Source organism: Bartonella sp. AS69XJJH, assembly GCF_042195585.1.
GTDB lineage: Bacteria > Pseudomonadota > Alphaproteobacteria > Rhizobiales > Rhizobiaceae > Bartonella.
This window is the reverse complement of the sequence record NZ_JBHIOO010000005.1, coordinates 35,046-56,325: the sequence shown is the minus strand read 5'-3', so window position 1 is coordinate 56,325 and position 21,280 is coordinate 35,046. Positions and strand designations below refer to the sequence as shown.

General features: G+C 38.0%; 19 protein-coding genes and 3 pseudogenes. 10 read left to right on the top strand and 12 right to left on the bottom strand.

Going from position 1 to position 21,280, the window contains the following annotated elements; all coding sequences use genetic code 11:
• Positions 1–560 precede the first annotated feature (560 nt).
• Complete coding sequence (locus ACFIK6_RS03835) at positions 561–977, top strand: hypothetical protein (protein WP_375641843.1); 417 nt, start codon at positions 561–563, stop codon at positions 975–977.
• A 628-nt stretch (positions 978–1,605) separates the two neighbouring features.
• Positions 1,606–1,773, top strand: a complete 168-nt coding sequence (locus tag ACFIK6_RS03830; RefSeq protein WP_375641842.1) for a hypothetical protein — start codon at positions 1,606–1,608, stop codon at positions 1,771–1,773.
• A gap of 1,191 nt (positions 1,774–2,964) precedes the next feature.
• On the opposite strand, the gene ACFIK6_RS03825 is transcribed toward ACFIK6_RS03830, so the two are convergent.
• Positions 2,965–4,755 (bottom strand): ABC transporter transmembrane domain-containing protein, encoded by a 1,791-nt coding sequence (locus ACFIK6_RS03825; RefSeq protein WP_375677387.1) that lies wholly within the window; start codon positions 4,753–4,755, stop codon positions 2,965–2,967.
• Between the two features lie 187 nt (positions 4,756–4,942).
• Between ACFIK6_RS03825 and rpmE the strand changes: the two genes are divergently transcribed.
• From rpmE to ACFIK6_RS03800, 5 genes and pseudogenes are all read left to right on the top strand, one after another.
• On the top strand, positions 4,943–5,164 hold the full coding sequence (gene rpmE, locus ACFIK6_RS03820; protein ID WP_015856961.1) for a 50S ribosomal protein L31: 222 nt from the start codon (positions 4,943–4,945) through the stop codon (positions 5,162–5,164).
• A gap of 314 nt (positions 5,165–5,478) precedes the next feature.
• Positions 5,479–5,760, top strand: a complete 282-nt coding sequence (locus ACFIK6_RS03815; RefSeq protein ID WP_375677404.1) for an ATP-binding cassette domain-containing protein — start codon at positions 5,479–5,481, stop codon at positions 5,758–5,760.
• Positions 5,761–5,857: 97 nt separating this feature from the next.
• A pseudogene (locus ACFIK6_RS03810) lies at positions 5,858–6,104 on the top strand (ABC transporter); the annotation flags it as partial.
• Between the two features lie 928 nt (positions 6,105–7,032).
• Positions 7,033–7,200: a hypothetical protein gene (locus tag ACFIK6_RS03805; RefSeq protein WP_273790483.1), complete on the top strand. Its 168-nt coding sequence runs from the start codon at positions 7,033–7,035 to the stop codon at positions 7,198–7,200.
• The gene (locus ACFIK6_RS03800) at positions 7,160–8,851 is read left to right on the top strand and encodes a hypothetical protein (RefSeq protein ID WP_375677386.1); all 1,692 of its coding nucleotides are present in this window, start codon (positions 7,160–7,162) and stop codon (positions 8,849–8,851) included. The genes ACFIK6_RS03805 and ACFIK6_RS03800 overlap by 41 nt, the downstream gene beginning before the upstream one ends.
• A 249-nt stretch (positions 8,852–9,100) precedes the next feature.
• Here ACFIK6_RS03800 and ACFIK6_RS03795 read toward each other — a convergent pair.
• From ACFIK6_RS03795 to ACFIK6_RS03755, 9 genes and pseudogenes are all read right to left on the bottom strand, one after another.
• A pseudogene (locus ACFIK6_RS03795) lies at positions 9,101–9,715 on the bottom strand (inositol monophosphatase family protein); the annotation flags it as partial.
• Between the two features lie 8 nt (positions 9,716–9,723).
• Positions 9,724–10,515, bottom strand: coding sequence for an inositol monophosphatase family protein (locus tag ACFIK6_RS03790; protein ID WP_273790481.1), 792 nt, complete (start codon positions 10,513–10,515; stop codon positions 9,724–9,726).
• Positions 10,516–10,526: 11 nt separating this feature from the next.
• On the bottom strand, positions 10,527–11,102 hold the full coding sequence (gene efp / locus ACFIK6_RS03785) for an elongation factor P (protein ID WP_015856958.1): 576 nt from the start codon (positions 11,100–11,102) through the stop codon (positions 10,527–10,529).
• A 478-nt stretch (positions 11,103–11,580) separates the two neighbouring features.
• Positions 11,581–11,916 (bottom strand): annotated as a pseudogene (locus ACFIK6_RS03780) (helix-turn-helix domain-containing protein).
• A 352-nt stretch (positions 11,917–12,268) separates the two neighbouring features.
• On the bottom strand, positions 12,269–12,667 hold the full coding sequence (locus ACFIK6_RS03775) for a hypothetical protein (RefSeq protein ID WP_375630925.1): 399 nt from the start codon (positions 12,665–12,667) through the stop codon (positions 12,269–12,271).
• Between the two features lie 614 nt (positions 12,668–13,281).
• On the bottom strand, positions 13,282–13,650 hold the full coding sequence (locus tag ACFIK6_RS03770; protein WP_273790479.1) for a helix-turn-helix domain-containing protein: 369 nt from the start codon (positions 13,648–13,650) through the stop codon (positions 13,282–13,284).
• 607 nt (positions 13,651–14,257) lie between these two features.
• Positions 14,258–15,301 carry a tetratricopeptide repeat protein gene (locus tag ACFIK6_RS03765; protein ID WP_375641838.1) on the bottom strand — a complete coding sequence of 348 codons (1,044 nt, stop codon included), beginning with the start codon at positions 15,299–15,301 and terminating at the stop codon, positions 14,258–14,260.
• 364 nt (positions 15,302–15,665) lie between these two features.
• Entirely contained in the window at positions 15,666–16,031 is a 366-nt protein-coding gene (locus ACFIK6_RS03760; protein ID WP_273790477.1) for a helix-turn-helix domain-containing protein, read from the bottom strand.
• Between the two features lie 371 nt (positions 16,032–16,402).
• Positions 16,403–16,768 (bottom strand): helix-turn-helix domain-containing protein, encoded by a 366-nt coding sequence (locus ACFIK6_RS03755; RefSeq protein WP_375641837.1) that lies wholly within the window; start codon positions 16,766–16,768, stop codon positions 16,403–16,405.
• A gap of 500 nt (positions 16,769–17,268) precedes the next feature.
• Here ACFIK6_RS03755 and ACFIK6_RS03750 point away from each other — a divergent pair, with 500 nt between their 5' ends.
• Both ACFIK6_RS03750 and ACFIK6_RS03745 read left to right on the top strand, forming a co-directional pair.
• The gene (locus ACFIK6_RS03750; protein WP_375641836.1) at positions 17,269–17,457 is read left to right on the top strand and encodes an antitoxin; all 189 of its coding nucleotides are present in this window, start codon (positions 17,269–17,271) and stop codon (positions 17,455–17,457) included.
• Positions 17,435–17,743, top strand: a complete 309-nt coding sequence (locus ACFIK6_RS03745; RefSeq protein WP_375641835.1) for a type II toxin-antitoxin system RelE/ParE family toxin — start codon at positions 17,435–17,437, stop codon at positions 17,741–17,743. Before ACFIK6_RS03750 ends, ACFIK6_RS03745 begins: the two co-directional genes overlap by 23 nt.
• 281 nt (positions 17,744–18,024) lie before the next feature.
• Here the strand turns inward: ACFIK6_RS03745 and ACFIK6_RS03740 are convergent, their stop codons facing one another.
• Positions 18,025–18,765 carry a TIR domain-containing protein gene (locus ACFIK6_RS03740; protein ID WP_375641834.1) on the bottom strand — a complete coding sequence of 247 codons (741 nt, stop codon included), beginning with the start codon at positions 18,763–18,765 and terminating at the stop codon, positions 18,025–18,027.
• Between the two features lie 310 nt (positions 18,766–19,075).
• Positions 19,076–19,738, bottom strand: a complete 663-nt coding sequence (locus tag ACFIK6_RS03735; protein WP_375641833.1) for a thiamine phosphate synthase — start codon at positions 19,736–19,738, stop codon at positions 19,076–19,078.
• Positions 19,739–20,103: 365 nt separating this feature from the next.
• Between ACFIK6_RS03735 and ACFIK6_RS03730 the strand changes: the two genes are divergently transcribed.
• Positions 20,104–21,246: an OpgC family protein gene (locus tag ACFIK6_RS03730; protein WP_375677385.1), complete on the top strand. Its 1,143-nt coding sequence runs from the start codon at positions 20,104–20,106 to the stop codon at positions 21,244–21,246.
• Positions 21,247–21,280: the final 34 nt, after the last annotated feature.

The following is a 21,280-nucleotide window of genomic DNA, read 5'->3' as shown; positions in this document are numbered from 1 at the left end:
AGTTTTCTCCTTGGACATTTTCAAATTCTTTAGTGGGTGTCCTCGAGATATAAGATCGCGGGAGAGGTGAGAAGTGTGCGATTTCGGGAAGGGGAGATGGGTTCTTTAAAGGAAATTTGTGAATGCACAGCATCTTAGTGTGTTATCGTTTATGAGGTGGCACTTATTTTGTGAGTGAAATCATAAAGCTAAGGCTGTTTTGAAGAGTTTGATTTTGTGATATTTTTTCTTTTTCATATTATCATTGCTTGTCATCGGTAGAATCCATTTTATTGCAGTTTCAAAGGTAGAAAAGCGGGTATATTGGAGAGTTTTGATGTCTGAGTGGATTTTGATATACAGCTTATGAAGTTTTTGTGCGTCAAGATAGCTTCCTCTGCAATGGGGGTAGTCTTTCTATTGACGAACGAATTGAATAACTCTTGCTAACAAAATAGATTTGCACCTCAATAAAGCACCTATTTTTTCATTAAAATGGATAAATTTTTCTTGTATTTTGTGATGATATAATTACAAATAGCTAATTTCACAGCGTTTTGTCTTAAAATATGGGGGGAGTTGTGGATAGTATATCTTCTAAGAATACAAGCATCAAAAGAAAAAATCGATACGCAGAACAGAGCTTTTCTGTAATTATGATGCGAAAATTGTGCCATATGGTGCGTGGGGTATTCGAAGGGATCTTTACAGTATTTACTTTCATAATTTTTATTATCTTGCTCAGCATACGTGGACCGGTTCATGCCGTACTAAGCTTCTTTGCGGGTGCGAGTGGATTAACGTGCTTTTTCTTTTTTGTCGGATACTACTTACAACGCCGCGAAGCAACAGCAGATGAAGCCGGTATATCGTTCGCATTACTCATGGCAATTGCTGAAGGCGTTTTTTCTATTTGCTGCCTGTCTGCTAGTTGGGGTTACGATGCTCTCTTATTCCGTTTAGCACCTCCTGGGTATGTTCTTATTCTCCCTGAATAAATAGAGTGCAATTCGTTTGCATACAAATCAAGATGAGAGGCTATCTGCCTCTCAAATTCTTAATAATCGCTCTCCAAAATCATAACATCAGACCCGCGTTTAATGAGAGGACTAACAAGCCGTGATCCTTAAGCTCAAGGCAATTCTTTAAAGGTTGCTGCGCCTAACGGCATCCTTGACCTTGAGATACCCAAACGGCTTATTTTGTTTTTCTCATGCGGCTTCTGAAATCATGATATAAGGGGAAAGCTTCTCATGCTGCCTAAATGGTACCTTATCGTGTGTTAAATGGAAAAATAAGAAAAAGCATCTTTATGTAATATAATCCAATTATGATTTTTTGATTTAAACATAAAGGACTTAAAGCCTTCTACAAGACTGATACGATAAAAGGGGGAAGGTCGCCTATACTGAGCAATTAGGGCGTATTTTAGGTGCTCTTGGTATAGCTATATTACCAAATGATTTTGAAGGACTCATCCTTTTAGCTCTATTCACTAAAAGGTTATTTTGAGGGTTCTTGGTTAATGATTGTAAAGGAAAATTAGCACGTAATATTTCGCTTTGCTAGTATAGATGCTGAATGAGTGGATTGTCTAGAGGATCATTGAAGAGGGAGTGCTAAAAAATGATGGAAAATCCTCTGCTCCTCGGTGAATTCATGGTTGAAGATATAATCGTAGAACTTGGCTTATCTGTTGCTAAAACAGCTGAACGGTTTGAAATGGTTAGGGTGTCAGTGCTGCATACGCTTGGCTCGCTATACAAAAAAATTATGATTTGGTGCAAGCTTTAAAACATAAATACCTTCGTCTTTGTACATGTTCCTATCATCGTTAACGTGCCTTCTTAAAGCATGACAAGGGTTGCTATAAAGTTGAGGGCTGTAAATATAATAAATGATGGCGTTGGTGGTGGTGTGAGAAGATGGTGTCCAATTAAAGTACTCTATCCTTATTTTATAGGCTATGACTGGAAGAGAGAGCTGGAGAGACAATTTGTGAGCAAAAAGAACGTGTTTTTAAGGTTGCGTATCTGCAAGAGCAGAGCAGTGGTCGTGGTGATATTTACAAACAATAAATTTGATAAAATTTTACGATTTTGCCAAAAGCCGATTTATTATAAAAGCTGTTGCTTATATGTGCTTACACAAAAGTTATAAGAACCCCAAAAGCGCTGAGAAAGTCTTTGCTCTTTTTCAATAATACGGATCTGCAAACAATATTCAAAAAGTGTTCGTTTTTTTGAAAGAGAATAAAAGGATACTCTTGCAGATGAGAGAAGCCTATTTGTTCATTACAATTTGTCATGATTTTCGGTAAACACTTTTGTTTATGGCAGTGATAGAGGGCATGAAAAATTTTTCATATTCAGTTTTTTTTAAGAATGTGGTCAGTCTTTAGGGTAGAGCTTGTGTCCCTAGAGCCTATCAAATGAGCCGCATAAGGGGCTCTCAGTAATCGAGCACCCAATTATTACTCTTTGTCAACAGCGTATATGCTTTCAGTGTGCCAATGTTGTGACAGCTCTTGGTACTTAAAGGGGTAAGAGAGGTGTTTTATTCCTTTCTTGTACAGTTTCACTCCACACGCCAACTCTGTTTGTGATGTGTAAGCCAAGAGATTTTTTTGACTCACTATAAGGGTTTGGCATGAGAAAATCCTATGCTATTCATGATCTCTCATAAAAAACAATGGATTATCTTTATAAATCAATGCGACGGTGCTGTTATGAAGAGAGCTTCTTGCACATCTTAATAGCTCATAGAGGTTAACTGGGTATCATTTTATACTCTGTACACAGATGAAGTATTTTTATAAAAATGCTCTATCTTGCACAGAAAAAGGAACAGTCCGTTAAGACTTTAAAAAGAAAAACACCTCAATGCTTGTCCCTCTTTTTTCTATAAGAGGTTCAAATTGATAAGCCTGTCTGAAAAGGAACGCTTTTTATGCCCTTAAAGATACTGCTCTTGTATCAAGATCACTTACTCCGGTGAAAATTGGAGTTTTGCGAGGTAAGCATAGACGCCATTTTTTGCCACAAGTTCTGCATGGGTTCCTTCTTCCACAAGAGCTCCTTTATCCATCACGAGAATACGATCAGCTTTTAAAATTGTTGCCAAACGATGTGCAATGACCAAGGTTGTACGATTTTGCATCAATCCTTCTAAGGCATCTTGCACCAACTTTTCACTGTTTGCATCTAAAGCAGATGTTGCTTCATCAAGCAGCAACAGGGGTGCATTTCTTAGAATTGCCCGTGCAATACCAATGCGTTGTTTTTGCCCTCCAGAAAGCATGGTACCACGTTCTCCTACTTGCGTATCCAAGCCATCTGGTAAAGCTTGAATAAATTCAAGTGCATTAGCCGCCTTAGCGGCAGCAAGGATTTCCTCTTCATGGGTATTTTCAGTTCCAAAAATAATATTATCACGCAATGTTCCATCAAAAATGGCGACATCCTGTGGAACATAAGAAATTGCGCTGCGTAAATCTTGTAAAGAAAGGCGATTAATTTCCATGCCATCTAACCGAATTGTTCCACTTATCGGGTCATAAAAACGAAGGATCAAAGAAAAAATGGTGCTTTTTCCTGCTCCTGAAGCCCCAACAAAAGCAACCGTTTCACCTGCTTTCACAGAAAAAGAAAGCGAGCGTAAAATCTTCTCTTGTGGTCTAGAAAGATAGGTAAAATCAACCTGATCAAAAACAAGTTCGCCTCGAACAGGTTGTCCTAATGATAAAGGATTTTTAGGAGCTACAATAGTAGGCTGTTCTTGTAACAATTCGGAAAGCCGCTCAGCGGCGCCTGCTGCTTGGATTAATTCTGCCCCAAGTTCCGATAATTGCGCAAAAGTAGAAGCTCCAAAAACCGCATAAAGGACAAATTGCCCTAATGTCCCGCCTGTCATCGTTCCATTCAAAACATCGCGCGATCCAATCCATAAAACAGCAACCACACTGCTAAAAACCAAAAAAATTGCAACCCCCGTAAAAAAGGAGCGTAAGATCACAGAAGCACGTGCTGTTTGAAAAGCACGTTCTATCAATTGTGAAAAACGTGTTGCAACGAGTTTTTCTGCGGTAAAAGCTTGCACAGTGCGAATAGCACTTACCTGCTCTGTAGCAACAGCATTGGCATCTGCGAGACGATCTTGCGCCGCACGGGTACGAGAGCGAACTTTACGTCCAAACACGACCAAGGGAATGGCCACAACAGGAATAGCAGCCAAAACCAACAAAGACAATTTAGCATTGGTGATCACCATCATCACAACGGCTCCGATCACGATAATCAACTGACGCAAAGCGGTAGAGGCAGTAGAACCCACAGCTAATTTTATTTGTGTGGTATCTGTGAGAAGCCTTGAAACAATCTCTCCTGAATGTGACCGATCAAAAAAAGCAGGAGAAAGTTTCATAATATGAATAAATACATCACGCCGTAAATCGGCAACAATCCGTTCTCCCAAGGTGATAACACAGTAATAACGGGCTGCTGAAGCAAATGCGAGAAACAAGGCTAAGATAAACAAAATTCCGAAGTAAAAATTGATATGTCCATGGCTTGAAGTAGAAAACCCATGATCAAACATTTGGCGGATAGCCACAGGCAAAGCTAATGTGACAAGAGCAGCAACAGATAACGCTAGAAAGGCAAAAATAAACAACCAACGATAGCGCAAAAGATAAGGAAAAAAAATTGCAAGCGAAGAGAATGAAGATTTCTTAGGGGAAGGCTTTGTAGATTTTTCTGAACGATAACGTAATGTCATAAAATTTTGCTCACTGTGTTGGATTTATAACACTTGATACAATGATGTATCTTGAACACTTGTTTTTTGATGCGTGCTCAGCTATAGGAATAAATACTTTAATCAATGTATCAAAAAGACAAAGAAAGCGCACTTAAAAAATCGAGCAAGTGCTATTTCATTCTATAAACGCAAAAGGTTTTTACGCATGAAAGCGAATATTCATCCCAACTATCACACAATTACCGTTGTTATGACGGATGGAACTCAATATAAAACGCGCTCTACTTGGGGAAAAGAAGGCGATACTCTTAATCTAGATATTGACCCAAGAACGCATCCAGCATGGACAGGTGGCTCCCAAACACTCGTAGATCGCGGTGGTCGTCTTTCTAAATTCAAAAATCGTTTTGGTAATATTGGCATGTAAAAGCCTCCTTTTTATGGGGTACAAGGGTTTTAAACAAAACGATTGCAAACGATGAGTTTTTGATCCTATCAAAGAGTGCACTTTAAATATTAATTCAAAAACGCATCCGACATAAACAGATGGGTCTATAAATCATTGTGGTTGCGTTTTTTAAATTCAAAAATCATTTTGAAATATACGCATAAATCCTTTCTTCCCTAGAGTATAAAGACTTGAAATAAAATAATTGCAAACTTTTCTTCTTTTTTGGAACTGAACATACCCACGGAGAGGAAGTATTTTCCGCTTCTAAAGCTGCCAATGCATTTGAATTTATTCAAGCTTTACCAGATGGCTTGGATACGCAAGTAGAAGAACGTGGTACCATGCTTTCTGGGGGGCAAAAACAACGCATTGATATTGCACGGGCGATTTTAAGAAATGCAGCCCTCTTACTGCAATCGAGAACCATCATTATATTTGCCAACTCGTGGATGTTGCTACAGCCCTTGGCACTTGAGACGATTTATTATAGGCATTTTAAGTCCTTTCTTAATAGTTTTTTTTTATTCACGCGGGCTCTCTCCGCTTGTAACGTGCAAAAGACATGGTTTTGATTGGTTCACCATGGAACAGGTTTGAAATGAGAGAATCTTACGGTATTCGGGATTCTCATTCAACATACAAAACAATGAATTATTATTATAAATCAAACTTTTGCTACTTGATGAAGCAAGATTTGCTTTAGATGCAAACAGTGAAAAGTTGGTGCAAAATGCCTTAGAAGGATTGATACAAAATCCTAAATCCTGGTCATTGCGCATCGTTTGGCAACAATTTTAAAAGCTGATCGTATTCTCGTGATGGATAAAGGCGCTTTTGTGGAAGAAGGAACACACAACTCATTATAAAAAATAATGTTTATGCGCATTTGGCTAAACTGCAATTCTCATCTGAGTAAGTGATCTTGATACAAGAGCAGTATTTTTAAGGGCATAAACAGCACTCTTTTCAGACAGGCTTATCAATTTGAAACTCTCATGGAAAAAAGAAAGGCAAGCATTGAGATGTTTTTCTTTTTTAATAGGCTGTTCTTTTTTTTTGCCTGAGATGAAGTATTTTTATAAAGACACTTCTGTGTATAGAATATAAAACGATATCCAGTTAAATCGCTATGGACTATTAAGATGAGCGAGGAGTTCTCTTTATAACAGCACTGTCACGTTGATTTATAATGATAACTCATTGTTTTTCATGAAAGATCTTACATGGAATTTCTCGTTTCAAATTTGATTATGTTGCATTAGTCAAAACCATGTCTCTTGCATATACCAAGCAGAGAGAGCTCGCGTGAAGTAAAAATACTTAAAGAAAGAATAAGTCTTCTTCATGAAGCGTCTCAAGTTTTAGGGGCTGTAGTAATATTGAGGGGATTAGGAAAGTGTATGATGATGTCGCTTTACTAAAAAAGAGCCGATAAATGAGTAGAAAGATGTTTTTTATCAATTTTATAAAACAAGGTGAGCACGCAGCCATGTTTTGCTGTGTTAGGCTTTTGAGTACTTTGAACCAATATTGTGGGAGTGCATTTTAAGAATTATAAAGCTCTTCTTAAAAGTGCATAAATCATTAGAGCAGTACAATTAAATACAAATTGTTTTATTTTACCAGAAAAAATATCTATATTTTGTGTATTGTTTTTATTAAAATATAATATGTAGTGATTTTCAAATCAGATGTACACACAATGATACAATATCGAGGGATCGATAAAAGAGCTGCGTTAAATATTGGTGGGAATAAAAGAGAGCAAGAATGGAAGAAGACATAAAATTGGCAATAGCTTTCATAATAGCTATAATTAAGGTCATTTGGAAATGGGGGAAAAAATGTGGGAGTGTAAGATGCGGCGTTATGATTTTCTGCATCATATGGATGGGGAAGTCGTGGTATTCGGGATACTCAGTGGATTTTTTGTTCGGTTTGGCAATGATAGTGTGTTGTGGGGGAAGCTTAATGCTTGCATTGGCAATTTATCAGAACAAGCATTTAACTGAACAACTTGAGCAAAAAAAGCAAGAGTGCGCTGAACATAAAGATATTATTGCACAAGGGGAACAGAAGTGTCTTCAATTGACTGACCAACTTGAGCAAAAAAAGCAAGAGTGCGCTGAACATAAAGATATTATTGCACAAGGGGAACAGAAGTGTCTTCAATTGACTGACCAACTTGAGCAAAAAGAGCAAGATTGCGTTGGATATCAAGATATTATTGCACAAGGGGAACAGAAGTGTCTTCAATTGACTGACCAACTTGAGCAAAAAAAGCAAGAGTGCGCTGAACATAAAGATATTATTGCACAAGGGGAACAGAAGTGTCTTCAATTGACTGAACGACTTGAGCAAAAAGAGCAAGATTGCGCTGGACATAAAGATATTATTGCACAAGGGGAACAGAAGTGTCTTCAATTGACTGACCAACTTGAGCGAAAAGAGCAAGAATGCGTTGGATATCAAGATATTATTGCACAAGGGGAACAGAAGTGTCTTCAATTGACTGACCAACTTGAGCGAAAAGAGCAAGAGTGCGCTGGATATCAAGATATTATTGCACAAGGGGAACAAAGGCTTGTTAAAAAAACTCAAAAAGTATCGCAGGAATGGTTGAAACAATGGGATGAGGGAGTAAGGCTATGGGAAAGAGACGTACTGGGGATAAAAAATCCTAGGGAAGATATGAAAGTCGGTGGAGATCGGCTTCCATTTGTAAAGGATATTTGTGTTCGAGGGGAGCACGAAGTGCGTTTATTGTACAAGCAAGCACTTGGAAAAAAACTTACTTATGAACATTACAAAAAAATATGTAGTCTCTTGGATACCTCGTATTTTAGGAAATTTTTTATAAAAGCAGTGCGATTAATGAGAAAGAATGGAATAACTCTGCAAAAGTTTGTAGATCCTCTTACGAAAAAAAAACGGAGTCAACCTACGATGTTATTACTTCATTGGTGGTTATATGTTCTTGATGATATGATTACAGCTGAATGCAAACAGCACCAAAAGGAAAACTTTACAGGGGAGGATGAAAAGAAAAAATTTACAGATACTTTGTGGGACAACATATCTATAAGTATAGAACACAAAGAGATAGAGAAAATGCTAAAGCTTTCGGAATCTTGGTCTGGTGAGTGTACTTTATTATTATATTGTAAAAAGAATGTGTTGTTGTTGTTGTGTGATATTTCCAGTGATTATAAGGAGGCAAGAGAAACGTTCATTTACTATAAGAAGCTTATTAAAACAGTGAAAAAAGGCTATGTTGCCTTTGATAATGGTTGCCATTCTGTCACAGTTAGAGATGTAATCAATACTTGTAAAGAGAATGACACAAATAGAGCAAAAGATCTTTCCATAGCTGAGGGGAATCCAACATTTGAAAAAGTTTACAAATTAGGAGCCAGAGAATGGATAAAAGCAGCAAATGAGACATGTGATAACCGATTGATCTTTTGGGAGAAGCTTGTTGAGGAAAAAAAATTAAAAGAAAAATTAAAAATTATCTTCGGTAATGAGAAGATAAAGGCGCTGAAAGAGGTTGTTGAAAAAGATAAAGAGCAGCTTGCAAGTGAAATGCAGAAAGCAATTTTGGAAAACAAAGATTTTTGTTACTATAAATCTCGAGAGTATTTCATAGACTATCTGAGATAATGGTTAAATGAAGGGGGGGGGAATGGCTGTATAAATCAATGGATTTGCTAAAATTTCTGTTGTCATGTAGAGGTGAAAACTATGAGAGGCATATGTGATAGCCCTTAGCAGAGAGGGGATATTTTAATTATAGTCAATCTTTTTTGCTGTGTAGGCGGTGATTTCTTAAGAGAAGTAGGGGAGGATGTTGGCTTCTGATGTCGTTGTTGCTTCTTGGGGCGTTTTGTTGTGATGATATTTTTTTTTGCGAAATATATCGCTGCTGCCTTCTTTATCAGTGACAAAACCACCGGTTTTGCGAAGCATCAGTATGCTGGTAGTTTTATCAAAAATGTGCAGATTATCTTCCCAAAAGCTATCGGTTTTTTCTGCGGCGACATAAGCTAAATTCGAGAGCAGCAGCACCAAAACGGCGAAGTTTGGCAACTTCCATCATTATATTGCGTAATTCAATAAGATAGGTTCCATGATTTGGACGACCAAAATGAGGCATTTCCCGTGGCAATGACACAATCTTCTAGTCTACGCCGTGCAGAAACGCGACAGCGTCGGTCATTGAAAAAAGCACCACATCCGCGTTCTGCGGTGAAGAGTTCATCATTCACGGGATTGTAAATGACACCACCAACGATTTTCCCTTGGCTTTCTAAGGCAATGGAAACAGCAAAAAAGGGAATGCCATGGAGAAAATTTGTGGTGCCATCTCAAAGGGTCAATAATAAAACGGTGTTGTGAATCTTCGCCAATGATTTCTTCTGACTCTTCCATCAGAAAACCAAATTTGAGGCGCGCTTTGCTTAATTCATTGAAAATAATTTTTTCCGCTTTGCGATCTGCTTGGCTGACGTAATCTGCTAGATCTTTTCTGAGGTTTAAATGCCTTTTTTGAGGGTTTTTTCTAATTTTAGGCGAATGTGTTCATTGCCGGCAATGATATTTTTTTTGCGGAATATATCGCTACCGCCTTCTTTATCGGTGACAAAACCACCTGCTTCACGAACCATCAGTATTCCAGCAGCCATATCCCAAATTTGCAGGTTATCTTCCCAAAAGCCATCGGTTCTTCCAGCAGCAACATAAGCTAAATCAAGCGCAGCAGCACCAAAACGGCGAAGTCCGGCAACCTCTGCCATCACATTACGTAATTCAATAAGATAGGCTCCATGATTTGGGCGACCAAAATGAGGCATGCCTGTGGCAATGACACAATCTTCTAGTCTGCGCCGTGCAGAAACGCGACAGCGGCGGTCATTGAAAAAAGCACCACACCCGCGTTCTGCGGTGAAGAGTTCATCATTCACGGGATTGTAAATGACACCACCAACGATTTTCCCTTGGCTTTCTAAGGCAATGGAAACAGCAAAAAAAGGAATGCCATGGAGAAAATTTGTGGTGCCATCTAAAGGGTCAACAATAAAACGGTGTTGTGAATCTTCTCCAATGATTTCTTCTGACTCTTCCATCAGAAAACCAAATTTGGGGCGCGCTTTGCTTAATTCATTGAAAATAATTTTTTCCGCTTTGCGATCTGCTTGGCTGACATAATCTGCTGGTCCTTTCAAAGACACTTGCAAATTTTGCACTTCACCGTAATCACGTACCAACGAGCGTCCTGCTTTCATTGCAGCTTGCACCATGACATTCATGACTGCAGAATGGGCCATTTTTTATTCCTTTATTTATCTTTTTCATTTGCACGACGCAAATAAATCAACTCATTGGTGTCTACAATGATACGTTCACCAGCATTCATAAAGGGGGGAACAAGAATACGAATCCCGTTTTCAAGAATGGCGGGTTTATAAGAGGAGGTAACCGTTTGTCCTTTGATGGCAGGATCGGCTTCCGCAATCGTGACAGCAACTTGATCAGGAAGTGAGATGCCAATAGGCTTTTCTTGATAAAGTTCAACTGTGACAGTCATCCCATCTTGGAGAAACGCAGCACGTTCACCAACAAAATCCTTTTGAAGTTCAAGTTGTTCATAAGATTCTGAATCCATAAAGACCAAAGCATCCCCTTGTTGATAAAGAAATGTGAAATCCTTTTGTTCAAGGCGCACGCGTTCAACGGTCTCAGCAGCGCGAAATCGTTCATTAAGTTTTGTACCATCAATCAAATTTTTCATTTCAACTTGGTTAAATGCACCACCTTTTCCTGGTTTTACAGCGTTGCATTTAACTGCAACCCATAAACTTCCTTGATGTTCGATCACATTACCAGGGCGAATTTCATTGCCATTAATTTTCATCGTTTCTATCCAATTCTATTCTTGCAAAAAGAACTCTCTTGTTGTCTTTATGGCGCTTTTCTTTGCTGCCTTTAACAGTCAAGCTCTTTTGTTATTTTCGGGCTAAAATCCCTTTGATTAACCTTGCGGCTCTCTCATGGTCCTGTGTGCTCTTTATGGGCTTTCTCCTGCTTTTTGCAAAGAGAAAAGCTTAAGTAAAAAAGGACCTTTATGTATTTTTGCTTTTCAGTTCTTTGCAAGACCATAAAAAGCGCTCAGACGCAAGCTTTTTAAAAATTTGCACAAAAATTTTTTAGAATTTTTGGGGAAATTTATCCCGTTGTGTCGTAAAATATCATCATTGATGGCAATGATATAATTGATGGTAATGATATAAGTTCCCTAAACCCATGAGGTGTTTTTAATTAAGAATATGTGAATACGGAGTTTATTATGAGTGTCTCATGGGATAGAGCGTGGTGTGTGTTATCGTATGATGTTAGCTTTCATTTTGATCAGAGAGTAATTGTAAAATGGCTCTTTGTTTTATCGAGATTAGGACTCTAAATTTTTTGAGAAGCAGGTATTTTTCTGTACTTGATGCGATTTCATCATGAGAGTACGGGGGCTGTTGTTTTGTTAAGATATCAGCATAGAAAAAGGAAAGTAGAACATTTGAGATATCGGCCATTTCTTTTAAACGCCCTGCGCTGACACGATTTAATCCGTTTTCATATTTCTGGATTTGTTGGAAAGTGGCACCTAAATGTTAACCTAAAGTTGTTTGAGACATTTTTAGCATTTTTCGTCTCAAACGAATTTTTTGCCAATGAATTTGCCACTGAAAATGTCGTTATAAGGATTTTACCAAGACCCTAGAAAATGCTACACGGGATATAGAAAACTCTTCAGCTGCTTCAATCACAGATAGTCCAAGTTTTGCATTTACATCTTCGCGTAACAATTCACTAGGGTGTGGGGCATTTTCATTATTTTTAGTATTCTTCTTTTCTTAAATCTTAAAGCTATAATTTACACTATTTTGTATTGTCACAATCTATAATAAAATTTATCCACTCTGGCTAAAAATGAGGTTTTTTATTGAGGTGCAAATCTCTTTGCCTTTCGCAAGAGCTTTTAAGTCTTTACGTGTAAAATATAGAGAATGTTTACATTAAATAGCGGGTTCATTTGGGCTGAGTACTTATATGAGCACGTGGTTCTCCGTTCACATTATACTGAAGAAGAGACACTATAACTCTACTATTTAATTGTATTCTATAACTCAAATTCACACCCATGTTTTGCTGCTTTTGAGGTTGATCTGTATAGATCACATTATATCCATTCCGTCGCAACAGATTGATAAATAAAGGAGTAAAGCTGTCTGCTGTATTATTTTTCTTTATAAGAAGTGTGGTTGTAGCTGGTGGTAGAGATCTCTTGATATCGCTAATAAATTTGTTAGCGACTAATTGTGCCTGACGCTTTGTAAGACTTTGATCAACATAATTTGATGAATAATTGCCTACAGATGCGCAACCAGCCACCAACACAACCGGTGACAGCAATAAATATTTTAACATCTTTAATTCCCCTTACTTATTGTTGCTCTTTATTTGCGAAGCTCCTCTTCCAGAAATAAGAGCAACTTTACGCATAGCACATTAACAACATATCGGTATCTAATCAATGAATAATGGTTTCAGCTGTAAAGGCTGTTTGAAGTGCTTCTGGTGGCGTATATTTTAATAAACAGCTGCTTTTAGTGATTATGATAAAAAAGCAATTTTTTGCGTTTGCATGTTAAGATCATGTCCTCCATCTCTATTATAAAATGATGTGTTAAGTGTTATTCCAGATTGATCAAAAAAATTTTCAAGCATTGCTTTTTGAGGGATATCTTTTTTTAAATACGTATGAATGCTTATCCTGTTTGCTGTAAAATACTATCGTTTGAGGTGTGGTGCTATAAGGTATCAAATTTTGCACATGTGATGTTTTTATGAGAGTGTGTGGTGAATATTTGAGGGAGCTTGTCCGGATAATTTTGTGAAATGAACTACATAAAATGGGAAGCTAAAAGAGTTCTGTTCTGAGAAGACGGATTGTTTCCCAACTGGATAGGGAAGGGGCTTCTGTCCTTTGAGGGGTGGGAGGCAAGTTAAGAACAGAGAGTGTAGTGCTCTATGTCATGATGTTAAAAGCTTTCATTTTGATCAGAGAGTAATTGTAAAATGGCTCTTTGTTTTATCGAGGTTAGAACTCTAAATCTTTTGAGCAGCAGGTATTCTTCTGTACTTGATGCGATTTCATCATGAGGGTATGGGGGCTGTTGTTTTGCTGAGGTGTCCGCATAGAAAAAAACAAGTGGAACATTTAAGATATCGGCAATTTCTTTTAAACGCCCTGCGCTGACACGATTTAAGCCGTTTTCATATTTCTGGATTTGTTGGAAAGTAACACCTAAATGTTGACCTAATGTTTTTTGAGACATTTTTAGCATTTTTCGTCTCAAACGAATTTTTTTGCCAATGAAAATGTCATTATCAAGATTTTTGGCTCGCATTTTAAAGTCCCCGCCGGTTGCGAGCGCCCTCGCGTTGGTATTCCGGGAGCTTGAAAATACTGAACTCAAATCAGCCTTTTTGCTTTTAGTGCTGAGAGCACCTGGACATAGCAAAAACTCCCGGAATTCCGGGATACCCACAAAGTGGGGTCAATTCATGTTTGAGTTTTCGGGTTTTCAAGGCCCTATTGGTCGTTGCGTATGCGACCAAAACATCTTTTAATTCATAAAGTAATTTTAGAAAATTTACAATAAAAAATAGCTTTTTACTGAGAGTCGGCGTGTTTTTCGTCCAAGAAAAAAGAATGAAAAAATAGAGCTTTCGGAATTTTCAGGATAGCCTAGCTCTTTTGCTTATTGGATATTGTTTGCTTAAGCAAATGATACCAGTGCGTTTTCTTTACCAATGAAAATGTCGTTATCAAGATTTTTGGCTCGCATTTTAAAGCCTCCGCCGGTTGCGAGCGCCCTCGCGTTGGTATTCCGGGAGTCTAAAAACACTGAACTCAAATCAGCCTTTTTGCTTTTAGTGCTTAAAGCACCTGGACAGAGCAAAATCTCCCGGAATTTCTATAAATTTTATCTTTTTGATGCAGAGAGGAGTATTTTAAAAAACAGGAAGGAGCTTTATTGCTTCTTTGTGCGCTTTTTCTAGTTGTGCCTTATCCATGCCTTGGAGCATTATTTCAAGATCAGGAGCTTGCATTTTTGCCTCCTTTGCGAGCATATACCATGCCGCTGCCATTATTATATCGCCTTTTGTTCCTGTGCCATCTCGATAAAGCCTTGCAAGGGAAATCTGTGCTGGTGCTATCATGTTGATAGCATTTCTTTGAAGTAAATGAAAAGCACGCTGAAAATCTGTTTCTCCTCCACGCCCCTGTACAAGCCATTGTGCTAAATAAAGTTGAGCTTTTAAGTGGTTGTTTTGAGCCGCTACCTCCATGAGCTTGCGGGCATTGCGATCATCCTTTGGTCGTTTTAACGTGCCTAAGGAAAGAATTTTTGCAGCAGAAAAAGCAGCTTCAGCATCTCCAAGAGCAGCACCTTTTAAGTACAATTTTAAGGCTTGCTCGATGGCTTCATTTTCACGACTTTGAGAAGAAACACCGGGGAGAGCTTGTTTTTCCTGTGCGGCTTTATAAAGAAGAAGTTGTCCATAATAAAAATAGGCTTCCTTGACGCCTGCATTGACAGATTTTTGAATGAACTGTTCACCAAGTTCTTGATTTTGTTTTATAAAGTGACCATCAAACAACATAAGTCCATAGCGTAGTTGTGCTTGGGGTTCCCCCTGTTTTGCGGCGCGTTCAAACCATAAAGCAGCACGCGCACCGTCAATAGGAACAGCACATCCTTCCATATAAATTCGGGCAAGAAGAGTTTGTGCAAAAGGATCATTTTTTTCAGCACGTCGGAGTGCTTCACGAAAAGCTTTTAAATAATAACCTTGGATGTAATAGTCATAGGCTTGGTCATAGTCTCCAGCTTTTAAGGGCTGAAAGGGTTCTTGAGTGTTTGAAGCTTCTTGAATCGTATTGAAAGAGCTTTCAGAATTTGAGATTTCTTCAGTGTTTCCCGCTGAAATTACAGCAGAACTTGCAAGCCCAATCACGCCTAAGATAAGCAGCTTCACGCTTCTCTTGATCATGGTGTTTTCTCCTCATTACCGATCAGAATTTTCACATTTTTTTTTTATCATTACAAGCCGTATAAGAATCTCATTTCTATATTACTTTTTATCTCTCAGTTTTTCGTCTTGGTTCAAGGTAGGGTTGGGTAAGTTAAAAAAGTAGCATAAATGTCGACGAGAGACAGACTGTTTAAAACAGTTCTGTTAAAAATAATACAGTCCTGTTAAAAATAATAATGATGAGGGGTTATCGTATGTAAAGATGCTTATCGTCTATTATATCAATGGCTTATCCCCATAAAATGAAAAAATGCTTACAATGGAGGTTGCTTTTTAAAATACGTATGAATGCTTATGAATAGCGTGCGCTATTCGTGTGATGTTAGCTTGCATTCTCATCAGAGATCAGCTGTAAAAAGGCTTTCTTTTTTACCGTTGTTAGAACTCTAAATCTTTTGAGCAGCAGGTATTCCTCTGTGTTTGATGCGATTTCATCATGGTGGTATGGGGGCTGTTGTTTTGTAATGATATCGGCATAAAAAAAGGCAATGGGAACATTCAAAATATCAGAAATTTCCATTAAACGCCCTGCGCTGACACGATTTAAGCCGTTTTCATATTTTTGAATTTGTTGGAAAGTGACACCTAAAGCGTGTCCTAAAGTTGTTTGAGACATTTTTAGCATTTTTCGTCTCAAACGAATTTTTTTGCCAATAAAAAGATCAATATTAAGATTTTGAGATTGCATTTTTCCCCGCCGGTTGCGAGCGCCCTCGCATGAGTATTCCGGGAGCTTGAAAGTACTGAAATCTAATCAGCTTTTTTTGCTTTTAGTGCTTAAAGCACCTGGACATAGCAAAAACTCCCGGAATTCCGGGATACCCACAAAGTGGGGTAAATTCATGTTTAGATTTTCGGGCTTTCAAGACCCTCTTGGTCGTTGCGTATGCGACCAAAACATCTTTTAATTCATAAAGTAATTTTAGGAAATTTACAATAAAAATTAAAATAGTGTCTCTTAACGTGTCGTTTCTTAAAACAGGGAGTTGGCATGTTTTGCATTCAAGCAATAAAGTGTTCACAAAGGGGACTTTGAATAGCACACACTATCGCGTTATGTTAGCTTGCATTCTCATCAGAGATCAGCTGTAAAAAGGCTTTCTTTTTTACCGTTGTTAGAATTCTAAATCTTTTGAGCAGCAGGTATTCCTCTGTGCTTGATGCGATTTCATCATGGTGGTATGGGGACTGCTGTTTTGTTAAGATATCGGCATAAAAAAAGGAAAGTGGAACATTCAAGATATCGGAAATTTTCTTTAATCGCCCTGCGCTGACACGATTTAAGCCTTTTTCATATTTTTGAATTTGTTGGAAGCTTACGCCTAAAGCGTGCCCTAAAGTTGTTTGAGACATTTTTAGCATTTTTCGTCTCAAACGAATTTTTTTGCCAATGAAAATATCATTATCAAGATCTTTGGTTCGCATTTTAAAGCCCCCGCCGGTCGCGAGCGCCCTCGCATGAGTATTCCGGGAGCTTGAAAATACTGAGTTCTAGTCAGCCTTTTTGCTTTTAGTGCTTAAAGCACCTGGACATAGCAAAAACTCCCGGAATTCCGGGATACCCACAAAGTGGGCTCATCTTTACGCTAGAACTTAGGGTTTTCAAGGCCCCTTTTGGTCGTTGCGTATGCGACCAAAACATCTTTTAATTCATAAAGTAATTTCAGGAAATTTACAATAAAAATAGTTTTTTACTTACAAAATTTGTTTTTTATGAGAGGCTATCCGCTTCTTAAATCTCTCTGGAATGATTGTCAAAATCATGACATCAGCCCCCGTGTTTTTTGAGAGGGTTAAAAAGCCTTAAGTTTTAAGATCAAAAGAACTTTGGACGCTTAAAAGTTAAACATTTTCAATTCGCTAATATTGACAACATAGACAAGAGTAATTATCTCCAATATTCAGGAATAGAAAGGACATATATTATGAAGCCCACCCTTTCTCCGCTAATTTCAGAGTTCGAAACCGTTGAACAGGAAAGCAGCTACACTGCATGGCTGCGCGATAAGGTAGCGAGAAGTCTTGCAAATCCATATCCTCCTATTCCGCATGATGAGGTTATGGCTGAAATGGAAGTTATAATCAGTCAGCTTGAAGCTGAACAGGAAAAGTGATGCTTCCGGTTGTTTGGTTGTCTTCGGCGCGCGACGATTTGCGTCAGATGTTACCTATATTGCTCGCGAAAATCCATCCGCTGCGCGCCGAATGAAAAGGTTTTTGGAAGCATCCGTACTGCCATTGGCTGAACATCCATATTTATACAGACAGAGTGAGAAGGTATTAGGATTACGAGAAATTGTAGCGCATCCAAATTACCTTATATTGTATCGAGTAGCTGCAAATCAAATCGAAATTGTAGCTGTAGTACATGCCCGACGTGAATTTCCTATTTTTCTTTAATCTAATCAGAGGCTATCTGCCTCTTAAACCTTTCTGGAACAATTACCAAAATTATGACAACAGCCCCGCGTTTATCAAAGAGACTAAAATGATTTCTTCTACGGTAGTGAATTCACACGCAGTCTCTTCATTTAAATTTGCACAATTGCTTGCTGTTTGAGGAAAGGTGGGGGGTGATCGTTTCTTTGAGCCTATAGGATGTGTGTGTCTGTGGAATGTGGTAGGGTGCCTTGTGGTTTTGGGCGTGCGCTTTAAAAGTTAAAGGGAAGCATTATTCAAATTTAACGTGATGCTGTAGCAAATTTTCTTGCATCTAAATTGTAGCCGGCTTCACATAGTCGATCAAAAAGATCCGGAAGTGTTTCTTTTACGTGTTCATTAAAAGGAGTGTATTTAAGCCCACCAAAATCTGAAGGGAGTTCAAGGTCTTGTTTTTTTAGAATAGCGACATTTTTGCGAGAAAGTGCAGCGGTTAACATGCCCATTTCGAAAATAACGTTTTGTCGTGCACGAAATTGTTCTTTTTTTTCCTTGTCAGATCTAGCATAGCCTATATCATCGGGAGTAAATAGCACAATACCAAATCCTATAGAATCGTTACAAGCTTCTTTTTCCAAAATTTCAATGAGGGTTAAACCATTACCACCAGTATTTTTTAAGATGTATGGTTCGAGACCAAGCCTGCGAAGAATAAGTTCAAGTTGCTCTAGAGCAATAAGGTCATGGCCATGAACGATAAAGATTTTTTTATTTGAGGTGTTGGAGGCAGTTTTTGAGAAAGGAATCGTTGATGTTTCATCTATATGCTTTGCTAAATCTTCTGTTAGCTTTTGTTTTATGTTTGCGCTGCCTTGAACTTGAAGTTTTCCTGTGCTTTTAAACCAATTAATAGTGCCTCCTTCGGAGGTTTTGATCTGATATCCTTCAGGGGATGGATGTGATAGAGGTTTAGTTTCTTTGATTTGATATCCAGCTTTGCAAATTATGTTTGTAAGATCTTCAAGTGTTCCGCTATATTGCATTTTTATGTCCCCTGCATATTTGTATCGTCAGCTATTGGTATTTAGTACCAATATTGAAAATGACCATTTTCCCCAATCATAATGCTTTGTCTTTATAAGACATTGAACGAGAAAGTTTTTATGATCCTTTTTTCTATATATTATATGAAAAAAAGACGCTAGTTTTTTCATCTCATTTGATTGAATTATTAAGCAGTTTTATTGAGTTTCGAGGTATCCTCTTTTCTGTTATTGTGTGTTCTATATAAGTAATATAGTGGTGAGTGTTTGGATTTTTATTAACCCTTTATTTATAAATTCTCCTCCTATATTACAAGGGGGTGTTTTCACATTTTTCTTGCATTGTTTTAAGCAGTATTAAGGGGTTGTCGTTCCCAAAAATCACTTCTTCTACAGCAATGAATTCACATCCAGTCTTTAAGGCTTCATCAAAGGTTGAAAAATCGCTTCCTGCTTGGATAATGGCGGGGGTTTGCATAATTTCTGCCCACCATGTTGCTAACTGGAGATTGCGGGGGTGCGCATGGGGTTTTTTATCAGCACCGAGTTTTCCAAAAAATAGATAATCAACACCTGTTTCTGCTGCAAGCATAGCACTATGGCGATTGCGTAGATTGCCAAAGCCTATGATTTTTTGTTCCTTTTGCTGATTTTTGAAGCTTTCAAGAGCGTTAAGATCATCTTCTATGTGCAATCCATCAGCCTTTATGCGCCCAGCAATGCGGCTGTCATCAGCGATGAGAAGGGCTGCGTCATGATGTTGAATATCTTCTGCGTAAGTTTGCGCTTGTTGTTGTAAAAAAGAGCTATCATCTTTCAATTTTTCAGAATCATAGAGGATGACGCATGCAAAAGACTTTGTTTGAAAAATTTGCTGCAAAAATGTGTGTGGGGTGTTGCGCCGAACATCAAGTGTTAAAATTAACTGAGGGAAAAGAGGCGGATCAATTGGTTTATTTTTTTGTTCTGTCATGTCAAATCCCTGTTTCTTAGAAAAAAATAATGCTTAAAATGAAAGTTTCATTCTATTATGCTTATTTGCGATGAAAGTGACCACCATTTTCACGTAATTTAAAGAATTTGTGGGTGCGTGGGAGCCTGCTTATGAGAAAGGAGAATGTTTTTAAGCATAATATGTCGCCTTTTTGCTGTGATACACGTATGGACGCTTTTCGTTCTTTTGCCTTTAAAAAACTTTTACCTTTTAAAAAATAAACGCTTAAAATGAAACTTGACTCTTAAAAATTAAAATTTCATCCTGTTCATGCTTGTTGGCAATAAGGGTAAGCACCATTTTTATGGGACTTCAAGGGGTTTTTGGCGTGTGGGAGTCCACTGATGAAATACCAAGGTATTCGTGAGCATAATACTCAACCTTTTCGCCGTGATACACGTATTGATGTTTTTCGTTCTTTAGCCTTATTGACGATTTTCATCAACCATATTCCCAGAACGATCTATGAGTCTTTTACTCATAGAAATTTCGGTTTTTCTGATTGTGCAGAAGTGTTTGTTTTGCTTTCAGGGATTGCTCTTGGGTTAAGCTTTCATGGACGGTTACAGCAAAAATCCTTTGCTTTTATTATCCGAAAACTTTGGTACAGAGCTCTGCAGCTCTATGGTGCATATCTTTTTACTACTTTTGTCACGTTAAGTCTTTTTTTTGCTGCCTTTTTATTATGGAAAACAGAAAAACTTTTATCGATGAACAATGTGGGACTCTTTTTTAAAGAGCCTAGTATCGCATTTTTGAGTACCTTAAGCTTTGGGCATCAATTGGGATATAATAATATTCTTCCACTTTATATCGTTTTGATGTTTTTTGCGCCTTTTATCCTTTATTTGAGTTGTAAGCAGACAAAGTGGCTGCTGTTGGGCTCCTTTACACTGTATCTTATCTGCGGATTTTATAAAATTGCTCCTCCTTCTTATCCTTTAAAGGGAAAGTGGTTTTTAAACCCTTTGTCTTGGCAATTCTTATTTGTCATAGGATTGACCAGTACTTTAGCGCTTAAACAAGGAAAAAAAATCGCTTTTCAGTCTTTTTGGATTGTTTGTGCGGCAGCGTATCTCTTGTTGGCACTGTTATGGGTTCGCTTAAACTGGTGGGGCATTTTGGGGTGGCTTGGCTGGTCTTCCCCATTGTTGAACTTTAATAAAACCTTTTTAAGCTTGCCACGTTTACTCCATGTTCTTGCATTAGCCTTTTTTATTCTTTCTTTGCCGCGCATCAATAAATGGTTTTATGTCTCTCAGAAACATCCTTTAGCAATTTTAGGAAAACATAGTTTACCGGTCTTTGTAACGGGAACCATTTTTGCGATGTTTGGACAAATTATAAAAACAGTGATGACAGAAACGTTTTTTTCCGATACCCTCTTAATAATAACGGGTATTGCTTTGCAATTTGGAGTCGCCTATTATTGTGAAAAACGGCAATCTTGGCAGGGATCCTTTTCGAGGAAACTGATCCGTTTATAGGAAACGTTCCTATAGTGTTTGTTGGGTGCGTTAA

Coding starts and splice junctions, on each gene's coding strand:
- ACFIK6_RS03830 (WP_375641842.1), top strand. CDS start 1,606: ATGATGGAAAATCCTCTGCTCCTCGGTGAATTCATGGTTGAAGATATA.
- ACFIK6_RS03825 (WP_375677387.1), bottom strand. CDS start 4,755: ATGACATTACGTTATCGTTCAGAAAAATCTACAAAGCCTTCCCCTAAG.
- rpmE (WP_015856961.1), top strand. CDS start 4,943: ATGAAAGCGAATATTCATCCCAACTATCACACAATTACCGTTGTTATG.
- ACFIK6_RS03805 (WP_273790483.1), top strand. CDS start 7,033: ATGTGGGAGTGTAAGATGCGGCGTTATGATTTTCTGCATCATATGGAT.
- ACFIK6_RS03800 (WP_375677386.1), top strand. CDS start 7,160: ATGCTTGCATTGGCAATTTATCAGAACAAGCATTTAACTGAACAACTT.
- ACFIK6_RS03790 (WP_273790481.1), bottom strand. CDS start 10,515: ATGGCCCATTCTGCAGTCATGAATGTCATGGTGCAAGCTGCAATGAAA.
- efp (WP_015856958.1), bottom strand. CDS start 11,102: ATGAAAATTAATGGCAATGAAATTCGCCCTGGTAATGTGATCGAACAT.
- ACFIK6_RS03775 (WP_375630925.1), bottom strand. CDS start 12,667: ATGTTAAAATATTTATTGCTGTCACCGGTTGTGTTGGTGGCTGGTTGC.
- ACFIK6_RS03770 (WP_273790479.1), bottom strand. CDS start 13,650: ATGCGAGCCAAAAATCTTGATAATGACATTTTCATTGGCAAAAAAATT.
- ACFIK6_RS03765 (WP_375641838.1), bottom strand. CDS start 15,301: ATGATCAAGAGAAGCGTGAAGCTGCTTATCTTAGGCGTGATTGGGCTT.
- ACFIK6_RS03760 (WP_273790477.1), bottom strand. CDS start 16,031: ATGCAATCTCAAAATCTTAATATTGATCTTTTTATTGGCAAAAAAATT.
- ACFIK6_RS03755 (WP_375641837.1), bottom strand. CDS start 16,768: ATGCGAACCAAAGATCTTGATAATGATATTTTCATTGGCAAAAAAATT.
- ACFIK6_RS03750 (WP_375641836.1), top strand. CDS start 17,269: ATGAAGCCCACCCTTTCTCCGCTAATTTCAGAGTTCGAAACCGTTGAA.
- ACFIK6_RS03740 (WP_375641834.1), bottom strand. CDS start 18,765: ATGCAATATAGCGGAACACTTGAAGATCTTACAAACATAATTTGCAAA.
- ACFIK6_RS03735 (WP_375641833.1), bottom strand. CDS start 19,738: ATGACAGAACAAAAAAATAAACCAATTGATCCGCCTCTTTTCCCTCAG.
- ACFIK6_RS03730 (WP_375677385.1), top strand. CDS start 20,104: ATGAAATACCAAGGTATTCGTGAGCATAATACTCAACCTTTTCGCCGT.